This is a genomic window from Streptomyces diversicolor (assembly GCF_057537855.1).
In genome coordinates this window covers 239,987-257,175 of record NZ_BAAJXA010000005.1, presented here as the reverse complement: position 1 = coordinate 257,175, position 17,189 = coordinate 239,987, and the positions used below count along the sequence as shown (strand labels likewise).

General features: G+C 69.9%; 14 protein-coding genes. 4 read left to right on the top strand and 10 right to left on the bottom strand.

Annotated elements, in window-relative coordinates:
* Positions 1-14: 14 nt before the first annotated feature.
* From AC27LF_RS08045 to AC27LF_RS08005, 9 genes are all read right to left on the bottom strand, one after another.
* Positions 15-356, bottom strand: a complete 342-nt coding sequence (locus tag AC27LF_RS08045) for a PIN domain-containing protein (RefSeq protein WP_479656290.1) — start codon at positions 354-356, stop codon at positions 15-17.
* An 11-nt stretch (positions 357-367) separates the two neighbouring features.
* Positions 368-625, bottom strand: a complete 258-nt coding sequence (locus tag AC27LF_RS08040) for a hypothetical protein (protein WP_479656291.1) — start codon at positions 623-625, stop codon at positions 368-370.
* Positions 626-803: 178 nt separating this feature from the next.
* Positions 804-1,952 carry an ABC transporter ATP-binding protein gene (locus AC27LF_RS08035; protein WP_479656292.1) on the bottom strand — a complete coding sequence of 383 codons (1,149 nt, stop codon included), beginning with the start codon at positions 1,950-1,952 and terminating at the stop codon, positions 804-806.
* A complete protein-coding gene (locus tag AC27LF_RS08030) occupies positions 1,945-3,003 on the bottom strand; it encodes an ABC transporter ATP-binding protein (protein ID WP_479656293.1) in 1,059 nt (352 codons plus the stop codon). The genes AC27LF_RS08035 and AC27LF_RS08030 overlap by 8 nt, the downstream gene beginning before the upstream one ends.
* A gap of 11 nt (positions 3,004-3,014) precedes the next feature.
* Complete coding sequence (locus tag AC27LF_RS08025; RefSeq protein WP_479656294.1) at positions 3,015-3,965, bottom strand: ABC transporter permease; 951 nt, start codon at positions 3,963-3,965, stop codon at positions 3,015-3,017.
* Positions 3,958-4,890 carry an ABC transporter permease gene (locus tag AC27LF_RS08020; RefSeq protein ID WP_479656295.1) on the bottom strand — a complete coding sequence of 311 codons (933 nt, stop codon included), beginning with the start codon at positions 4,888-4,890 and terminating at the stop codon, positions 3,958-3,960. Before AC27LF_RS08020 ends, AC27LF_RS08025 begins: the two co-directional genes overlap by 8 nt.
* Before the next feature lie 140 nt (positions 4,891-5,030).
* Positions 5,031-6,659, bottom strand: coding sequence for a peptide ABC transporter substrate-binding protein (locus AC27LF_RS08015; protein ID WP_479656296.1), 1,629 nt, complete (start codon positions 6,657-6,659; stop codon positions 5,031-5,033).
* 603 nt (positions 6,660-7,262) lie between these two features.
* On the bottom strand, positions 7,263-9,179 hold the full coding sequence (gene typA / locus AC27LF_RS08010; protein ID WP_479656297.1) for a translational GTPase TypA: 1,917 nt from the start codon (positions 9,177-9,179) through the stop codon (positions 7,263-7,265).
* A 138-nt stretch (positions 9,180-9,317) separates the two neighbouring features.
* Positions 9,318-11,513 (bottom strand): ABC transporter family substrate-binding protein, encoded by a 2,196-nt coding sequence (locus tag AC27LF_RS08005; RefSeq protein ID WP_479656298.1) that lies wholly within the window; start codon positions 11,511-11,513, stop codon positions 9,318-9,320.
* Positions 11,514-11,836: 323 nt separating this feature from the next.
* On the opposite strand from AC27LF_RS08005, the gene AC27LF_RS08000 reads away from it, so the two are divergent.
* The 4 genes from AC27LF_RS08000 to AC27LF_RS07985 all read left to right on the top strand — a co-directional run bounded on the left by AC27LF_RS08000 (position 11,837) and on the right by AC27LF_RS07985 (position 15,795).
* Positions 11,837-12,130, top strand: coding sequence for a hypothetical protein (locus AC27LF_RS08000; RefSeq protein WP_479656299.1), 294 nt, complete (start codon positions 11,837-11,839; stop codon positions 12,128-12,130).
* A 92-nt stretch (positions 12,131-12,222) separates the two neighbouring features.
* Complete coding sequence (locus tag AC27LF_RS07995; RefSeq protein ID WP_479656300.1) at positions 12,223-13,044, top strand: hypothetical protein; 822 nt, start codon at positions 12,223-12,225, stop codon at positions 13,042-13,044.
* A 19-nt stretch (positions 13,045-13,063) separates the two neighbouring features.
* Positions 13,064-15,022 (top strand): fumarate reductase/succinate dehydrogenase flavoprotein subunit, encoded by a 1,959-nt coding sequence (locus tag AC27LF_RS07990; protein ID WP_479656301.1) that lies wholly within the window; start codon positions 13,064-13,066, stop codon positions 15,020-15,022.
* Positions 15,019-15,795: a succinate dehydrogenase/fumarate reductase iron-sulfur subunit gene (locus tag AC27LF_RS07985; protein WP_479656302.1), complete on the top strand. Its 777-nt coding sequence runs from the start codon at positions 15,019-15,021 to the stop codon at positions 15,793-15,795. Before AC27LF_RS07990 ends, AC27LF_RS07985 begins: the two co-directional genes overlap by 4 nt.
* A gap of 199 nt (positions 15,796-15,994) precedes the next feature.
* Here AC27LF_RS07985 and AC27LF_RS07980 read toward each other — a convergent pair whose 3' ends face one another.
* Complete coding sequence (locus AC27LF_RS07980; RefSeq protein WP_479656303.1) at positions 15,995-17,182, bottom strand: glycoside hydrolase family 18 protein; 1,188 nt, start codon at positions 17,180-17,182, stop codon at positions 15,995-15,997.
* Between the last annotated feature and the right edge of the window lie 7 nt (positions 17,183-17,189).

Sequence of the window (17,189 nt, the reverse complement as noted above, 5' to 3'; positions counted from 1 at the left end):
GGCGGCGGCCTTGCTCACGAACTGAGATCGAGGACGCGAACCTTGCGCCCCTGCCAGCTCTGCGCGACGACCGTGGCGACGACCGCTCCGTCGGGCCGTTCGGGCGTCGGCCGGGCCGCGTACTCGATCTGCGCCGGAGCCCAGGTGGTGTCGCGCGCGACGGCCAGGGCCGCGGGCAGGTCAAGTTCGAGGACGGCGATGCCGGGCATGGCCGCGATGTGCTCGGCCGTGCCAGGCCGGGTACGGTCGGCTTCCACCAACGCGCACGCGGGCGCGTACAGGAACCAGCCGGGTACGGCGTGGGCACGGTGAATCAGGCGGGACGCCAGGATGTTTCCCGAACCGGCGGCCACCAACAGGGACTCGGTCAGCAGGCGGCGGCCGCGGCCAGTCTGCGGTCGAGCTCCGCGTCCAGGTCGGCCTCTTCGGCCCCGCTGGGATCGTAGCCGTTCCACTCCCGCAGCACAGCACGGGCCTGCGCGGCACGCTCGGCACGCTCCGCGGGTGTGAGCAGACGGTCGGCGAGCCGAGCGAGGTAGGCACGGAGCGACAAGCCCTCGCCGGCCGCTATTTCGGCGAGCCGGTCGCGAGCCTCGGTGGGGATGCGGATGTTGGCGTCGGACACGGGCGTATCCCTTCGCTCACTGCCGATGTGGGGTACGGGTACGCACCCGTGGTCAATCTACGCATGGGCGAGCCGGTCGGTGGCACGAACGGTCGGCACCCAGCGGAACTCCCTCGGAAAACGCCGGTTCCCGGCGCCTGGGGAGGTGCCGGGAACCGGGGTGGCGGGGTGCCAGGGGTCAGGCCGCGTGGACGACGTCCTTCTCCTCGGCGAAGTGGCAGGCCGACTCGTGGGCCGCCGGGGCGTCCGAGGTCTTGAAGCGCTCGGGGACCGCCAGCAGCGGGACCTCCTGGGAGCACTTGTCCTGGGCCTTCCAGCAGCGGGTGCGGAAGCGGCAGCCCGACGGCGGGTTGGCCGGGGACGGCACATCACCGGTGAGGATGATCCGCTCGCGGTTCTCCCGGGCATCCGGGTCCGGCACCGGGACCGCCGACAGCAGCGCCTGGGTGTAGGGGTGCGTCGGGTGGTCGTAGATCTGCTCGTCGGTGCCGATCTCGGCGATCCTGCCGAGGTACATCACGCCGACCCGGTCGGAGATGTGCCGGACGATCGACAGGTCGTGCGCGATGAAGATGTAGGACAGGTTGAACTCGTCCTGCAGGCGCTCCATCAGGTTGATGACCTGTGCCTGGACGGACACGTCCAGGGCCGACACCGGCTCGTCGCAGATGATGATCTCCGGGTTGAGCGCGAGGCCGCGGGCGATGCCGATGCGCTGGCGCTGACCGCCGGAGAACTGGTGCGGGTACCGGTTGATGTACTCCGGGTTGAGGCCGACGACGTCCAGGAGTTCCTGCACCTTGCGACGCCGGTCCCCCTTGGGGGCGGCCTCGGGGTGGATGTCGAAGGGCTCCCCGATGATGTCGCCGACCGTCATCCGCGGGTTGAGCGAGGTGTACGGGTCCTGGAAGACCATCTGGATGTTGCGGCGCACGGCCTTCAGGGCACGCCCGGACAGCTTGGTGATGTCCTGGCCCTTGTAGAAGATCTCGCCGGCCGTCGCCCGCTCCAGGTTCATCAGGAGCTTGGCGACGGTCGACTTGCCGCAGCCGGACTCGCCGACGATGCCCAGGGTCTCGCCCTGGTGCAGATCGAAGGAGACGCCGTCGACGGCCTTGACCGCACCGATCTGACGCTTGAACAGGATGCCCTGGGTGAGCGGGAAGTGCTTCACCAGGTCGCGCACCTGGAGGATCGGTTCGCCGCGCTCGACGGGCGCCTCGATGGCGGTGACCGCCTCGTCCTCGCTGCGGGCCTCGACGACGTCCACCTCGGAGACGTTCGGCGTGGCGTCCTGCGGCTCGTCGTTCTTGCTGAGCTCAGCCATGGATCGTCTCCTTCCAGAAGTGGCATGCCGAGGCCCGGCCCACCAGTTCGGTGCCGTCCTGCTCGGCGACCGGCAGCAGCTCCGGCACCTCGGTGCGGCACACGTCCTGGGCCTTGGGGCAGCGCGGGTTGAAGGCGCAACCGGTCGGGACGCGCAGCAGGTTGGGCGGCAGTCCCTTGATCGCGTACAGCTCCTGGCCCTTCTGGTCCAGGCGCGGGATCGAGTCCAGCAGGCCCCGGGTGTAGGGGTGCGCGGGACGCTTGTACAGCTCGTGGACGGGCGCCCGCTCCACGATCCGGCCCGCGTACATCACCGCGATCTTGTCGGCGACGTCGGCGACGACGCCCAGGTCGTGGGTGATGAGGATCAGGCCCATGTTGTACTCGCGCTGGAGTTCCGCGAGCAGGTCCATCACCTGGGCCTGGACCGTCACGTCGAGGGCCGTGGTCGGCTCGTCGGCGATGATCAGGTCCGGTTCGAGCGCCAGCGCCATGGCGATCATGATGCGCTGGCGCATACCGCCGGAGAACTGGTGCGGGTAGTCGTCGACGCGGGCCGCCGCGGCCGGGATCTTGACCCGGTCCATCAGCTCGACGGCCTTGGCCTTGGCGTCCTTCTTGGACAGGCCCTGGTGGACCCGGAACATCTCGCCGAGCTGGTAGCCGACGCTCAGGACCGGGTTGAGCGAGCTGAGCGCGTCCTGGAAGATCATCGCGATCCGGCTGCCGCGCAGGCTGCGGCGCTCCTCGCCGGTCATCTTCAGCATGTCCTGGCCGCGGAAGCGGATCTCGCCCTGCGGGATCCGCGCCGGCGGCATGTCGAGGATGCCCATGATGGCCTGCGCGGTGACGGACTTGCCGGAGCCGGACTCGCCGAGCACGGCCAGCGTCTCGCCGGCGTCGACGCTGTAGTTGACGCCGTTGACGGCCCGTACGACGCCCTCACGGGTGTGGAACTCGACGTGCAGGTCACGCACTTCGAGCAGCGGTGCGCCGTCCGCGCCGTCGCCGCGGGACGACGGCACGGGAACGACTTCTTCGATGGTGGTCACGTACGCCTCCCTCAGCGCATCTTCGGGTCGAGGGCGTTGCGTACGGCCTCACCGAGCATGATGAACGCCAGCACCGTGATGCTGAGCATGATCGACGGATAGAGCATGATCCACTGGGCGACACGGATCTGGGCACCGCCGTCCGAGATGTCGTTGCCCCACGATACGCCGTTGAGCCCCAGACCCAGGAAGGACAGGGTGGCCTCGGCGCCGATGTAGACGCCGAGCGAGATGGTCGCGACCACGATCACCGGGGCCAGGGTGTTCGGCAGGATGTGCCGGAACATGATCCGGGGCGTGCTCGCGCCCAGCGCCTTGGCCGCCTGGACGTAGTCGGCCTGCTTGGTGGTGATGACCGCGCCGCGCATCACACGGGCGATCTGGGTCCAGCCGAAGAAGCCTAGCGCGCCGATGACGACCCAGGCGGTGCGGTCGGTGAAGGAGTTCAGCACGACCATCGTGCCCAGCAGGAAGGGGATGCCGAAGAACACGTCGGTCAGCCGGGACAGGATCGCGTCCATGGCCCCGCCGAAGTAGCCCGCGATCATGCCGACCAGGCCGCCGATCAGGGTGACGACGATGGTGGTGCCGAAGCCGACGGCCACCGAGGCGCGGGTGCCGTAGATCACCCGGGCGAAGACGCTGCGGCCCTGCTGGTCGTAGCCCAGCCAGTCGGCCGCGCCGATGTCCCCGAGGCGCGGCTTTTGCAGGTAGTGCTTGGACAGGTCGCCGAGGACCGGGTCCGCGCTGGTGAACCAGCCCGGGAAGAAGGTGATGAGCAGCAGGATCAGGATCAGCACGCTGGAGACGATGAAGATCCAGCTGCGGCGCAGATCGGCCCAGGCGTCGCCCCACAGGCTGCGGGACTTCTCCGGTTTGGTCTCCGGCAGCGGTCCGCCCGCCGCCGCGACCGCCGCCTCCTCGGCGGCGGCCTCGGGAACCGTCTTGGTCACGTCAGGCATAGCGAATCCTCGGGTCCAGGACCGCGTACAGCAGGTCCACGAGCAGATTGGCGACGAGGTAGACGAGGACCAGGATCGTCACCAGACCCACGACGGTGGTCCCCTCGCGGCGCACGATGGACTCGTAGATGGTGCCGCCGACACCCTTGATGTTGAACAGGCCCTCGGTGACGACCGCGCCGCCCATCAGGGCGCCCAGGTCGGTGCCCAGGTAGGTGACGACGGGGATCAGCGAGTTCCGCATCAGGTGGACACCCACCACGCGGCGCCGGGGCAGGCCCTTGGCGACGGCGGTGCGGATGTAGTCGGCGCGCACGTTCTCGGCGATCGACGTCCGGGTGAGCCGGGTCACATACGCGAGTGACGCGGTGGCCAGGACGATCGCGGGCATCAGGAGCTGGCCGTAGTTCGTCGAGTCGTTGACGTTGGGCTCAAGCCAGTGCAACTGCTCGGCGAAGACCAGCTTCAGGATGAAGCCGAGGACGAAGACGGGCACCGAGATGAAGAGCAGGGTGATGACGAGGACGACGTTGTCCGTCGCCCGGCCGGCCCGCAGGCCCGCCACGACACCGAGGGTGATGCCCAGGACGACCTCGATGGCGAAGGCCAGCGAGGCGAGGCGGAGGGTCACCGGGAAGGCGTCGCCGAGCACATCGGTGACGGGGCGGCCGCTCGCGATCTGCGTACCGAAGTCGGCGTGCAGAATCATGCCCTTCATGTAGTTGAAGTACTGCACCAGGATCGGCTGGTCCAGGCCGTACTCATGTCTCAGCGACGCGATGACCTGCGGACTGCCCGCCTTGTCGCCGAAGAGCCCGCGCACGGGGTCACCGGGCAGGGCATAGACCATGAGGAAGATCAGCAGGGTTGTCCCGATGAACACCGGGATCATCTGGAGCAGTCGTCGTGCGACGTAGCGCCCCATCGTGCCTCCATGTCAATCACAGCGGCAGCCGACGGGCCCTTTCCCCGCGCACCGTCGGACGATGCGCGCGGAAAGGGCCCCCCAGCCACTGCCGTCATCCCGGGGCGCGGGCGCCGCGCCCCGGGACTACGGGCTTGTGGTTACTTCTTGTTGACCTGAACGCCGGTCAGGATCGGGTCGCCGTCCTGGGCGTACTTCACGCCGCTGACGTTCTCCGAGTAGCCCGCGTTGACCTTGTAGTACCAGAGCGGAATGCTCGGCATGAAGTTCGGGAGCTGCTTCTCCAGCTCCTGGTACTTCTTCTCCGACTCCTCCAGCGAGCTGGCGGCGTCGGCGGCCGCGATCGCCTGGTCGATCGTCTTGTTGGAGAAGCCGCCCTGGTTGCCGTCCGACTTGGTGCCGAACAGGTCACGGAGGAAGTTGGCGTTGAAGGGGTAGTCCAGCACCCAGCCGGAGCGGTAGAGGGACTTGACCTCCTTGGCGTCACGCGCGTTCAGGTCGGCCTGGAAGTCGGCCTTCGAGTCGCCCGTGCACTTCACGCCGGTGGCCTTGGTGATGGAGTTGCAGACCGCCTCCACCCACTCCTTGTGGCCGCCGTCCGCGTTGTACTGGATGGAGATGGCGTTGCCCGGAACGCCGCCGCCGTCCTGGATGAGCTGCTTGGCCTTGGCCGGGTCGTACTTGGTGACGTCACCGGCGGCGTTCGGCTGGTAGCCGAGGACGCCCTTGGCGACCCAGCCGGTGGCCGGCTCACGGGTGCCCTGGAGCACGGTCTTGGTGATGGTGTCGCGGTCGATCGCCATCGACAGGCCCTGCAGGACCTTCGGGTCGATGTCCTTCCACTGCTTGGTGTAGAAGGCGACGGCGACGGTCTGGATCGCGGAGTACGCCTGGTCCACGGCGCGGTCGCCGAGGTCCGACTTGTAGACCGGGAGGTCCTTGGGCGCGATCTGGCGCAGGACGTCGACGTTGCCGGACTTCAGGTCCTCGTAGGCCGTCTCCAGGTTGGTGTAGTTCTTGAAGACCACACCACCGTTCTTGGCCTTGTTCGGACCCTGGTAGTCGTCGTTGCGGGCGACCTCGATCTGCTTCTTGTGGTCCCAGCTGACGAACTTGTAGGGGCCGTTGCCGATCGGGTGCTCGCCGGCCGCCTTCGGGTCCTTGTAGAAGGACTCCGGCAGCGGGTCGAAGACCTCGTAGCCGAGCTTGTACACGTAGTACGGGATCGGCTTGCTCAGCGTGATGGTGAAGGTGTTGTCGTCGACGACCTTCAGGCCGGACATCTCGGTGGCCGTCGCCTTGCCCTTGGCCGGCGCGACCTCGTCGTAGCCCTTGATGTCGGAGAACCAGAAGCTGTTGGTCTGCTTGTTGTCCGGGTTGGCGGCCCAGTTCCACGCCTTGACGTAGGACTCGGCGGTCACCGGGGTGCCGTCGTGGAACTTCCAGCCCGGCTTCAGCTTGACCGTGAAGGTCTTGTTGTCCTTGGAGTCGACCGACTGCGCGTTGACGTAGACGATCTTACCGCTCTGGTCGTAGTCGACAAGTCCGGAGAAGAGCGACTTGATGACGATGCTGCCGTTGGACTCCATGGTGTTGGCGGGCTGCAGCGGGTTCTGCGGCTCGCCGACCTCGACCGAGAACTTGCCGTTCGGGTCGACCGCGCCCTTGCCCTCGCTGCCCTTGTCCCCGTCTCCACCACCGCAGGCGGTCGCGCCCAGCGCCACAACCGCGGCTATCGCGACCCACTTGGCGCTCTTGGCACCGCGCATGGGTTCCTCCTCATGAGTCCAATGGTTCACCGCATGGAGAGGCACGCGACACGGCACCGTCACCGGTGCCGGAGAGAGTCGAGTGCCCCCCTGCTCGTGAGTCGGCGCCACCTGAAAGCGCATGACCCGTTGATCCGAGCTCTACGCGCCTAACTATCTGCCATGAGCGAAGACCGAAACCACATTCCTAAGGTCTCGGTTCGATCACACCTGGCGCGAACATCTTCCAAAATCCGGACAAAGCGTTTGCCGAAAGATCCCTGCGAAACGGACTTGTTACACATCTATCGGCCCCGGGCGTCCGTATTCCGGACGCTCAGGATAGGAAATCCGGTTGCGGTTAGACTTCGATTCGTGCGGGGCCCATTCGGCGTACCCGCACGCGCGTGCGCCTTCGGATGCCGGGCGTCGCGCCGGGTTCCGGGCCCGTCCCGCGCGCACCGCGGGCACAGCCGCCGCAGACCGCGGCCACAGACTAGTGGGAGACGGTGGCGCCGCGCCGTCCCCCGGGCGGAACCGAGGGTTTTCCCTAAAGGGACATGACGACGGGCCGGGCCTCCCTGGGGAGGCCCGGCCCGTCGCGGTCCGGGGACCGGGTCCGCCTCAGCCGTGCTTGGCGCGGCTCGCGGCGCGGGCCCGCTCGCGGGCGTCCAGGTTCACCTTGCGGATACGGACCGCCTCCGGGGTCACTTCCACGCACTCGTCGTCGCGGCAGAACTCCAGCGACTGTTCGAGCGACAGCTTGCGCGGCGGCACGATCGACTCGGCCACGTCGGCCGTCGACGACCGCATGTTGGTGAGCTTCTTCTCCTTGGTGATGTTCACGTCCATGTCGTCGGAGCGGGAGTTCTCCCCGACGATCATCCCTTCGTACACCTCGGTGCCCGGCTCCACGAACAGCACGCCGCGCTCCTGGAGGTTGGTCATCGCGAACGCGGTGACGGCACCGGACCGGTCGGCGACCAGGGAGCCGTTGTTACGGGTCTGCAGCGGGCCGAACCAGGGTTCGTGCCCCTCGTGGATGGAGTGGGCGATGCCCGTGCCGCGGGTGTTGGTCAGGAACTCCGTGCGGAAGCCGATCAGGCCGCGCGAGGGCACCACGAACTCCATGCGCACCCAGCCCGAGCCATGGTTGGACATGTTGTCCATCCGGCCCTTGCGGACGCCCATGAGCTGGGTGACCGCGCCCATGTGCTCCTCGGGCACGTCGATCGTCATGCGCTCGACCGGCTCGTGGACCTTGCCGTCGACGTCCTTGGTGACCACCTGGGGCTTGCCGACCGTCAGCTCGTAGCCCTCCCGGCGCATGGTCTCGACCAGGATGGCGAGCGCCAGCTCACCACGGCCCTGGACCTCCCAGGCGTCCGGACGCTCGGTGTCCAGGACGCGCAGCGAGACATTGCCGATCAGCTCGCGGTCCAGGCGGTCCTTGACCTGCCGCGCGGTGACCTTGCGGTCCTTGACGGCCGCCTTGTTGTCGGCGCCCTTGCCGGTGCCGCCGCGGCCGACCAGCGGGGAGGTGTTGGTGCCGATGGTCATGGAGATCGCGGGCTCGTCGACCGTGATCAGCGGCAGCGCGACCGGGTTCTCCGGGTCCGCCAGGGTCTCGCCGATCATGATGTCCGGGATGCCGGCGACGGCGCAGATGTCACCCGGCCCGGCCTTCTCGGCGGGCTTGCGGGTGAGCGCCTCGGTCATCATCAGCTCGGAGATCCGCACGTTCTGCACGGACCCGTCGCGCTTGATCCACGCGACCGTCTGGCCCTTGCGCAGCTCGCCCTGCTCGACCCGGAGCAGCGCGATACGGCCGAGGAAGTTGTCGGCGTCCAGGTTGGTGACATGGGCCTGGAGCGGGGCCTCGGCGTCGTAGGTGGGCGCCGGGATGTGCTCCAGGATGGTGGAGAAGAACGGCTCCAGGCTGGTGGAGTCGGCCGGGACGGTGCCGTTGTCCGGCTTGGTCAGCGAGGCGATGCCGTCGCGGCCGCAGGCGTAGACGATCGGGAACTCGATCTGCTCCTCGTCGGCGTCCAGGTCGAGGAACAGGTCGTAGGTCTCGTTGACGACCTCGTCGATGCGGGCGTCGGGCCGGTCCGTCTTGTTGATGCACAGGATGACGGGCAGCCGGGCCTGGAGCGCCTTGCGCAGCACGAAGCGGGTCTGCGGCAGCGGGCCCTCGGAGGCGTCCACGAGCAGCACGACACCGTCGACCATCGACAGACCGCGCTCGACCTCGCCGCCGAAGTCGGCGTGGCCGGGGGTGTCGATGATGTTGATGGTGATCGGGTCCCCGCCGTGCTTGGGGTGGTACTTCACCGCCGTGTTCTTGGCGAGGATCGTGATGCCCTTCTCACGCTCCAGGTCGTTCGAGTCCATGACGCGGTCGTCGACCTGGTCGAGCTGGTGGGCGGCGAAGGCGCCGGCCTGCTTCAGCATGCCGTCGACGATGGTGGTCTTGCCGTGGTCGACGTGGGCGACGATGGCGACGTTGCGGATGTCGTGACGCGTAGCGGTCACAGCCATAGTGCGGCGTACTCCCGGGGTGTGAGGAAGGCCCTCGCGTCGGTCCGTGTGACGCGGGCCCTGCCGGGCTTGACACGCCACGGCCTCACCCCATGTTACGGGGCGCCGCGGGAGGTGACCTCCCCAGCCCTCGGCGTCTCAGCCCGCGGACGGGCCCGGCGCCCCCTTCTTCAGGAATCCCATGTCCTCGTACACGGGCGTCTGGAACCCGAAGGAGCCCGCGTTGACCAGGTTCCTGCGCGCCGCGGTGAGCTGCGGGCGCTGGTAGAGCGGGATGGAGCCGGCCGCGGCCCAGATGCGGGAGTCGGCCTTGCGGATCAGCGAGCGTGCCTCGTCCTCGTCGAGCGCGGCGACGGCCTGGTCGAAGAGCTGGTCGACCTGGTCGGTGCCGATCCGGGTGTAGTTCTGCTCGACGTTCACCGAGCCGTCGGCGGCCGGCACCGGCTTGGCGTAGATCGGGCGGGCGTCGGTGGCGGGGAAGGCGGAGGACGGCCAGGAGTACAGGGCGAGGTCGTACTGGCCGGAGGCGATGTGGTCCTTGAAGTAGCTCTCGTCGGGGACCTTGCTGATCTCCGTGACGATGCCGACCTTGTCCAGCATCTGCGTGATCCGGTCAGCGACGGCCCGCAGGGACTCCGAGCCGGGGCCCGAGGGGAGCACGAAGCGCAGTGTGAGCGCCTTGCCGTCCTTGGCGAGCGGCCCGGCCGCGGGGGCCGGCGCGGCGGTGCCCTGCGGGGCGTACGCGCCGGGCGCCCCGCCCTGCGGCGGGTGCTTGTCGGTGTGCTGCCGGCCGTCCTGCGCAAGGCGCCTGCCGGCCTCGTCGCCCGGCTCGGCCACGCTGTGCCCGTCCGCGGAGTCCGCGGAGTCCTTCGGGTCGTCCTTGGCGTCCCGGTGCGGCGGCTTGTCGTCGTCGCCGACGACATAGGTGCCCTCCTTGCCGCCGTCGGACTCCTTGTCCGCCTGGGCGCCGGCCGCCTTGTCCGTCTTCTGCTCCGTGACCGGGCCGCCGGGCACCCAGCCGGCGTCGGCGAGCAGGGCCTGCGCCTCCGCGGTGTCCTGGCTGCCCAGGGAGCCGCTGCCGTCGGCGTAGGCGGACTGGCCGGACAGGGCGAGGTGGCTGCCGACCGGCACCGCGGGCAGGCCGAGGGGGCCGAGGACCAGCTTGGCGAGCGCCTTGCGGTCGAGGGCGCGGGCGACGGCGCGGCGCACCCGCTCGTCGGCGAGCGGGCCCTCGGAGCCGTTGAGGGCGAGCTGGGTGTAGGCGGGCTCCAGGGACTTGCGGACCTCGACGTCGCGCAGTGCGTCCTGCTCACGCAGATACGTGGTGATCTTCTGGCGCAGCCGCGTGGTGTCCTCGGGCAGATCGTGGGGCGGGAGGCCGTGCGCCAGGGCCCAGGAGCGCAGCTTCGTCGCGGAGGTGCGCCCGGCGCCCACGAGGGGGGCGCCACCGCTGCCCCGCGCGGCGAGAACGATCCGCTCGACGTCCGCGGGGTCGATGTCGGTGAGGTCCACGGTGCCGTTGGCCAGCGCGGTGGCCCGCTGGTCGCGGGGCACGGCGTGCAGCACCAGCTCGGACAGCTTCGCGGGGCGCCCCCACCAGCGCGGGTTGCGGTTCAGGACGATGTCCTGTGCCTTGGCGTCGATCTTGTCGAGCCGGAACGGCCCGGCGGTGACCTGGAGCTTGCGGCGCGCGCCGTCGTTGAAGGCGTCGGGGGTGCCCATGACGTCCTTCGGGTACAGCGGCGAGAACAGCGACCTCCAGTCGGCGTACGGGCGGCTGAAGGTGACCCGGACCTCCAGGTCGTTGGCGCCGCGCTCGATCTTCTCGATGCGGTCGTAGCCGGCGTTGCGGGCGGTCCAGTAGGCGGTGTCCTTGCCGGACAGGGCGCGCCACTGGGCGGCGAAGTCGGCGGCGCCGATCTCCCGGCCGTCGCTCCACACGGCCTGCTGGTTGAGCTTGTAGAGGACGACCTGGCGGGGCTCGGTCTCGATGACCTTGGCGGACTCCAGGTAGTCCGGGTTGCGGACCGGGCGCCCGTTCTCGTCGAGCCGGAACATCGACGGCAGCACGGCCTGGGCGACCCGGTTGGTGCCCGTGTCCGCGTCGGCCTGGAAGGCGTTCAGGGTCTCGGGAAGCGCGTCCACGGCCCAGCGCAGGGTGCCGCCGTCGGTGACCTCGTCGCGGGAGACGGCGGCGATGTCCTGCCCGGCCAGCGGGCGGCTCGCCTCGTCTTCGGAGCTACAGCCGGCCAGGACGGACACCGCGAGGGCGCCCGCGGTGAGGAAGGCGGCCGAGCGCATGATCGCGCGTGGTCCGACGCCGACGTGGGACATCGTGCTACCTCCGGGGAGCCCGGTGACAAAGGTGGGTTCTGATCACGTTTGGCGGTATTTTGGTGCTGATCAGATCTACGGACCCACTGAAAAGGAAAGGGTTCGCCGGCCGGGGGCGACACGGCGACGGGCGCTGCCAAGCCCACCCGTGCGGCGCAACTCGCGCCCCGGCGCACACAGAGCGCGTGCGGGCGTGCGGCGGCGGGGCACGATCCGCCAATCGCTGCACATGCCTTCACATCGGCACGTGTGACGCGCAACACTCGCAGGCGCATGAACGTTGCCGCCTTGGACCGTGCGGTCCGCGGAAGTGAGGTCACGTCATGTCCGTGCACGACGACCTGACATCAGTCCAGCGCCACCTCGACGATCTGCTGCGTTCCGTCGGCCGCCTGGAGCAGCAGCTCGGCAGCGGCGGCGGACTGGAGATGCGCCGCGTCCGCGCCGACGCCGATCATCTGCGGGAGAGCGTGGCGCTGCTGCGGGAGGCGGCCCCCGGGCGCACCCCGCCGCGCCGCCCCGATCTCGTCACCATCTCCGACGCGCCCTACGACATCAGCCTGTGGACGGACACGGACGACGAGGGTCTCGGCGCCCGCGACCGCCACGCCCCCTAGCGCCCGCGACCGCCACCCCCTGGGCGCGACCGCCGGCCCGCCCCGGGACGGCACCGCAGGCCCCGCCACCCGAACCCGACCGGAGTCATCCATTGGCCACTGGTACGGAACCCCAGAGCACCGGCGGCGGCGTACGCACCCGTACGCGCGCCGCGATCGCCGCACCGCACCTGCGGACCGACCGCTGGTGGCTGGCCCCGGCCGTCACCGCGGCCGGCCTGTTCGCCTTCGTCGTGTACTCCACCTGGCGGGCCTTCGCCAACGCCGACTACTACTCGGCGCCGTACGTCTCGCCCTTCTACTCGCCCTGCCTGGCACAGAACTGCGCGACGATGCACGCCGGACCGAACGCCGGCCTCTTCGGCAGCTGGTGGGCGATCTCCCCTGCGATCATCATCCTGATCTTCCCGCTCGGCTTCCGCCTGACCTGCTACTACTACCGCAAGGCCTACTACCGCAGCTTCTGGGCGTCCCCGCCGGCCTGCGCGGTCGCCGAACCGCACAAGAAGTACACCGGCGAGACCCGCTTCCCGCTGCTCCTGCAGAACCTCCACCGGTACTTCTTCTACGCCGCGCTGCTGGTCGCCGGGGTCCTCACCTACGACACCGTGCTGTCCTTCCGCGACACGCACTACCGGTGGGGCCACATGGGTCTCGGCACCCTGGTGTTCCTCGCCAACATCGTGCTGATCTGGGCGTACACCCTGTCCTGCCACTCCTGCCGGCACATCGTCGGCGGCAAGCTCAAACACTTCTCCAAGCACCCCGTGCGCTACCGGGCGTGGCGGTTCGTCGGCCGGCTCAACGCCCGGCACATGCAGCTGGCCTGGGCGTCGCTGGTGAGCGTGGCGCTCGCCGACTTCTATGTGTACCTGCTCGCCTCCGGCGTCTTCGACGATCCGCGCTTCTTCTAGATTGGGGTAGGGCCTACTGATGTCCGTGGTCGACCGACAGGAGTGGGACGTCGTCGTGGTCGGCGCCGGCGGTGCCGGGCTGCGCGCCGCGATCGAGGCACGCGAGCGCGGCGCCCGTACGGCGGTGATCTGCAAGTCGCTGTTCGGCAAGGCGCACACGGTGATGGCCGAGGGCGGCATCGCGGCGGCGATGGCCAACGTCAACGAGCACGACAACTGGCAGGTGCACTTCCGCGACACCATGCGCGGCGGCAAGTTCCTCAACCAGTGGCGGATGGCCGAACTGCACGCGCAGGAGGCCCCGGACCGGGTGTGGGAGCTGGAGACCTGGGGCGCGCTGTTCGACCGGACGAAGGACGGCAAGATCTCGCAGCGCAACTTCGGCGGCCACGAGTACCCGCGCCTCGCCCACGTCGGCGACCGCACCGGCCTTGAGCTGATCCGCACCCTCCAGCAGAAGATCGTCGCCCTCCAGCAGGAGGACCACCGGGCGACCGGCGACTACGAGTCCCGGCTGAAGGTCTTCCAGGAGTGCACGGTCACCAGGATCCTCAAGGACGGCAGCCGCGTGTGCGGCGTCTTCGCCTACGCGCGCGAGACCGGCCGCTTCTTCGTCCTGAAGGCGCCCGCCGTGGTGATCGCCACCGGCGGCATCGGCAAGTCCTTCAAGGTCACGTCGAACTCGTGGGAGTACACCGGCGACGGGCACGCGCTCGCGCTGCTCGCCGGCGCACCGCTGCTGAACATGGAGTTCGTGCAGTTCCATCCGACGGGCATGGTCTGGCCGCCGTCCGTGAAGGGCATCCTCGTCACCGAGTCGGTGCGCGGCGACGGCGGTGTGCTGCGCAACTCCGACGGCAAGCGGTTCATGTTCGACTACATCCCCGACGTGTTCAAGGAGAAGTACGCCGAGTCCGAGGAGGAGGGCGACCGCTGGTACGACGACCCGGACCACAACCGGCGGCCCCCCGAACTGCTCCCCCGCGACGAGGTCGCCCGCGCCATCAACGCCGAGGTCAAGGCGGGCCGGGGCTCCCCGCACGGCGGGGTCTTCCTCGACGTGTCGACCCGTATGCCCGCCGAGGTGATCCGGCGCCGGCTGCCCTCCATGTACCACCAGTTCAAGGAGCTGGCCGACGTCGACATCACCGCGGAGGCCATGGAGGTCGGACCGACCTGCCACTACGTGATGGGCGGCATCGCCGTCGACTCCGACACGGCGGCGGCGCGCGGCGTGCCCGGCCTGTACGCGGCCGGCGAGGTGGCCGGCGGCATGCACGGCTCCAACCGGCTCGGCGGCAACTCGCTCTCCGACCTGCTGGTCTTCGGGCGCCGGGCCGGCCTGCACGCGGCCGAGCACGCGGCGGCGTCGGCGGACGACCGGCCGCGGGTGTCCGACGAGCAGGTCGACGCGGCGGCGGCCGAGGCCCTGCGGCCGTTCTCCGCGGGCGAGGAAACGGCGGCGGGCGCCGGCCCTGCGGTGGGCGGGCCGCCGGAGAATCCGTACACCCTGCACCAGGAACTGCAGCAGACGATGAACGACCTCGTCGGCATCATCCGCCGCGAGCCGGAGATGGAGCAGGCCCTGAAGAAGCTGGCCGAGCTGCGGACGCGGGCGCGGCGGGCCGGCGTCGAGGGGCACCGCCAGTTCAACCCCGGCTGGCACCTCGCCCTCGACCTGCGGAACATGCTGCTGGTCAGCGAGTGCGTGGCCCGCGCGGCCCTGGAACGCACGGAGTCACGCGGCGGGCACACCCGCGAGGACCGTCCGGGGATGGACCGGGCGTGGCGCAACATCAACCTGCTGTGCGCGCTCGCCCGCCCCGCCGACGGGCTCGCCGACACGGACACGGACCCGGCGCGCGGCCGGATCGCCCTCACCCGCGAGACCACCGAGCCCATCCGCCCCGACCTGCTCGCCCTCTTCGAGAAGGAGGAGCTGGTCAAGTACCTCGCCGAAGAGGAGCTGTACGAGTGAGCAGCTACGAGGCCCGTTTCAAGGTGTGGCGGGGCGACGCCGAGGGCGGCGGCCTGGAGGACTTCCGGGTCGAGGTCAACGACGGCGAAGTGGTCCTGGACATCGTCCACCGCCTCCAGGCCACCCAGGTGCCCGATCTCGCGGTGCGCTGGAACTGCAAGGCGGGCAAGTGCGGTTCGTGTTCCGCCGAGATCAACGGCCGGCCCCGGCTGCTGTGCATGACCCGCATGTCGGTCTTCGACCGCGACGAGACGATCACCGTCACCCCGTTGCGCGCCTTCCCCGTGATCCGCGACCTGGTGACCGACGTCGGCTTCAACTACCAGAAGGCCAGGGAGGTCCCGGCGTTCGTGCCGCCCGCGGGCCTCGGTCCCGGCGAGTACCGGATGATGCAGGAGGACGTGGACCGTCCGCAGGAGTTCCGCAAGTGCATCGAGTGCTTCCTGTGCCAGGACACCTGCCATGTGGTGCGCGACCACGAGGAGAACAAGAAGGCGTTCGCGGGGCCGCGCTTCCTGATGCGCGTCGCCGAACTGGACATGCACCCGCTGGACGCCGCCGCCGAGACCGGCCTGGACCGGCGGGCCACGGCCCAGGACGAACATGGCCTCGGTTACTGCAACATCACCAAGTGTTGCACCGAGGTGTGCCCCGAAGGCATCAAGATCACGGACAATGCGCTGATCCCGATGAAGGAGCGGGCCGTCGACCGCAAGTACGACCCGCTGGTGTGGCTGGGCTCCAAGATCAGGCGGCGCAGCGACGCAAGCTGAGCGCGATCGCTCAGAGCGCACCCGGCATGGAGCAGGCGCGCCCCGAAGTTCGAAGGGGCGCGGGGAACTGCGCGAGCAACCACGAAACACCCGCACCCGGCAGCCCCGGAGGAAGGGCCGTGCCGTCGCCGGCCGGCCGCGGCGGCATCGTGGCCGACCGCCCCCAGGTTCTCGGCCCGCTCGGCCGGGGGGCCTGGGGTCAGCGGACCCAGCCCGAGCGGTAGGCGGCCCAATCCGCCTCCGTCGCGGCGAAGTCCACGTACAGGGCGACGCCGAAGCGGGCCCGGTCGGCGTCCGTGCGGGACAGGCCGAGCCGCACGCCGCGCACGGCGGCCGGGACGGTCTCGGCGTGCGCCCAGTGTCCGAAACGGTTCTCCCGGAAGAACGGCAGACCCATGAGCAGGTCGGTGGAGTCCGGGGTGACCTCCAGGGCCAGGGCGGTCTGCTGGGCCACATAGCCGCCGTACAGGCTCTCCAGCGGCTGCATGGTGTCGTACGACATCACGGCGATCTGGTCGACACGGCGCGCCACCTGCCCGAAGTACGCCTGCGACCACCACTTGGGGTGGCCGGTGACCGCGCCGAAGACGGAGTGCAGGGCGGGCAGCGGGTCGATCTGATGGGCGGCGACGGAGAGCAGGGCGCCGTGCCGGCGGGTGACGCCGCGCAGATCGTCCAGCAGGGAGAGGTAGTCGCGGTCTCCTGAGTGCAGCGGCTCCAGGTCGAAGTGGGCGCCGTCGAACCCGGCGGCGAGGATCCGCCGGGTGCTGTCCACGACCGCCGCCCGGGTCGCGGCGCGCTCCAGGCGTAGCCCCTCGGGGCTCTCGGTGGCCAGCACGTCGCCCAGCCATGCCTGCACGCGGACGCCGGGCAGGGCGCGGTGCACGGCGTCGGTCAGCCAACGCGCCCTCGGATACGCCGACTCGGGCAGCGTGCCGTCGTGCTCAAGCGGCCCGGAGTGCACGTACAGATCGCGGATGCCGGTGCCGTGCAGCCGCCGTGCGAGCGCCGCGACGTCGGCGTCCTTCTTCCGGCCGTCCACCCAGGCGTGCCCGAGCCAGATCGCGTCCCGGTTCCGGGTGTACGTACCGTCGGCCGGCTCCCCCGCGTAGTTCACCCGCAGCGCGATCCCCGCGGCGAGCAGCGGCAGCACCACGACGAGCAGCACCCCACCGACCACCCACCGCCCCCACCGCCGCAGCCTGCTTCCCCCGACACCCCGCCGGGCAACGGCACCGGGCGCGGCTTGACCGGTGGACACGTCGGAGCCCTGCTCCGGCACGGGACCGGGAGCCGCCTCGGTGGCGGGCGGGGCGGGCGCGCCGGGCGTGTCGGAGGTGTGGTCGGCGTCGGGGGGTGGGGGTGTCGGGGTCGGGTTCGCGGTCATCGTGTTT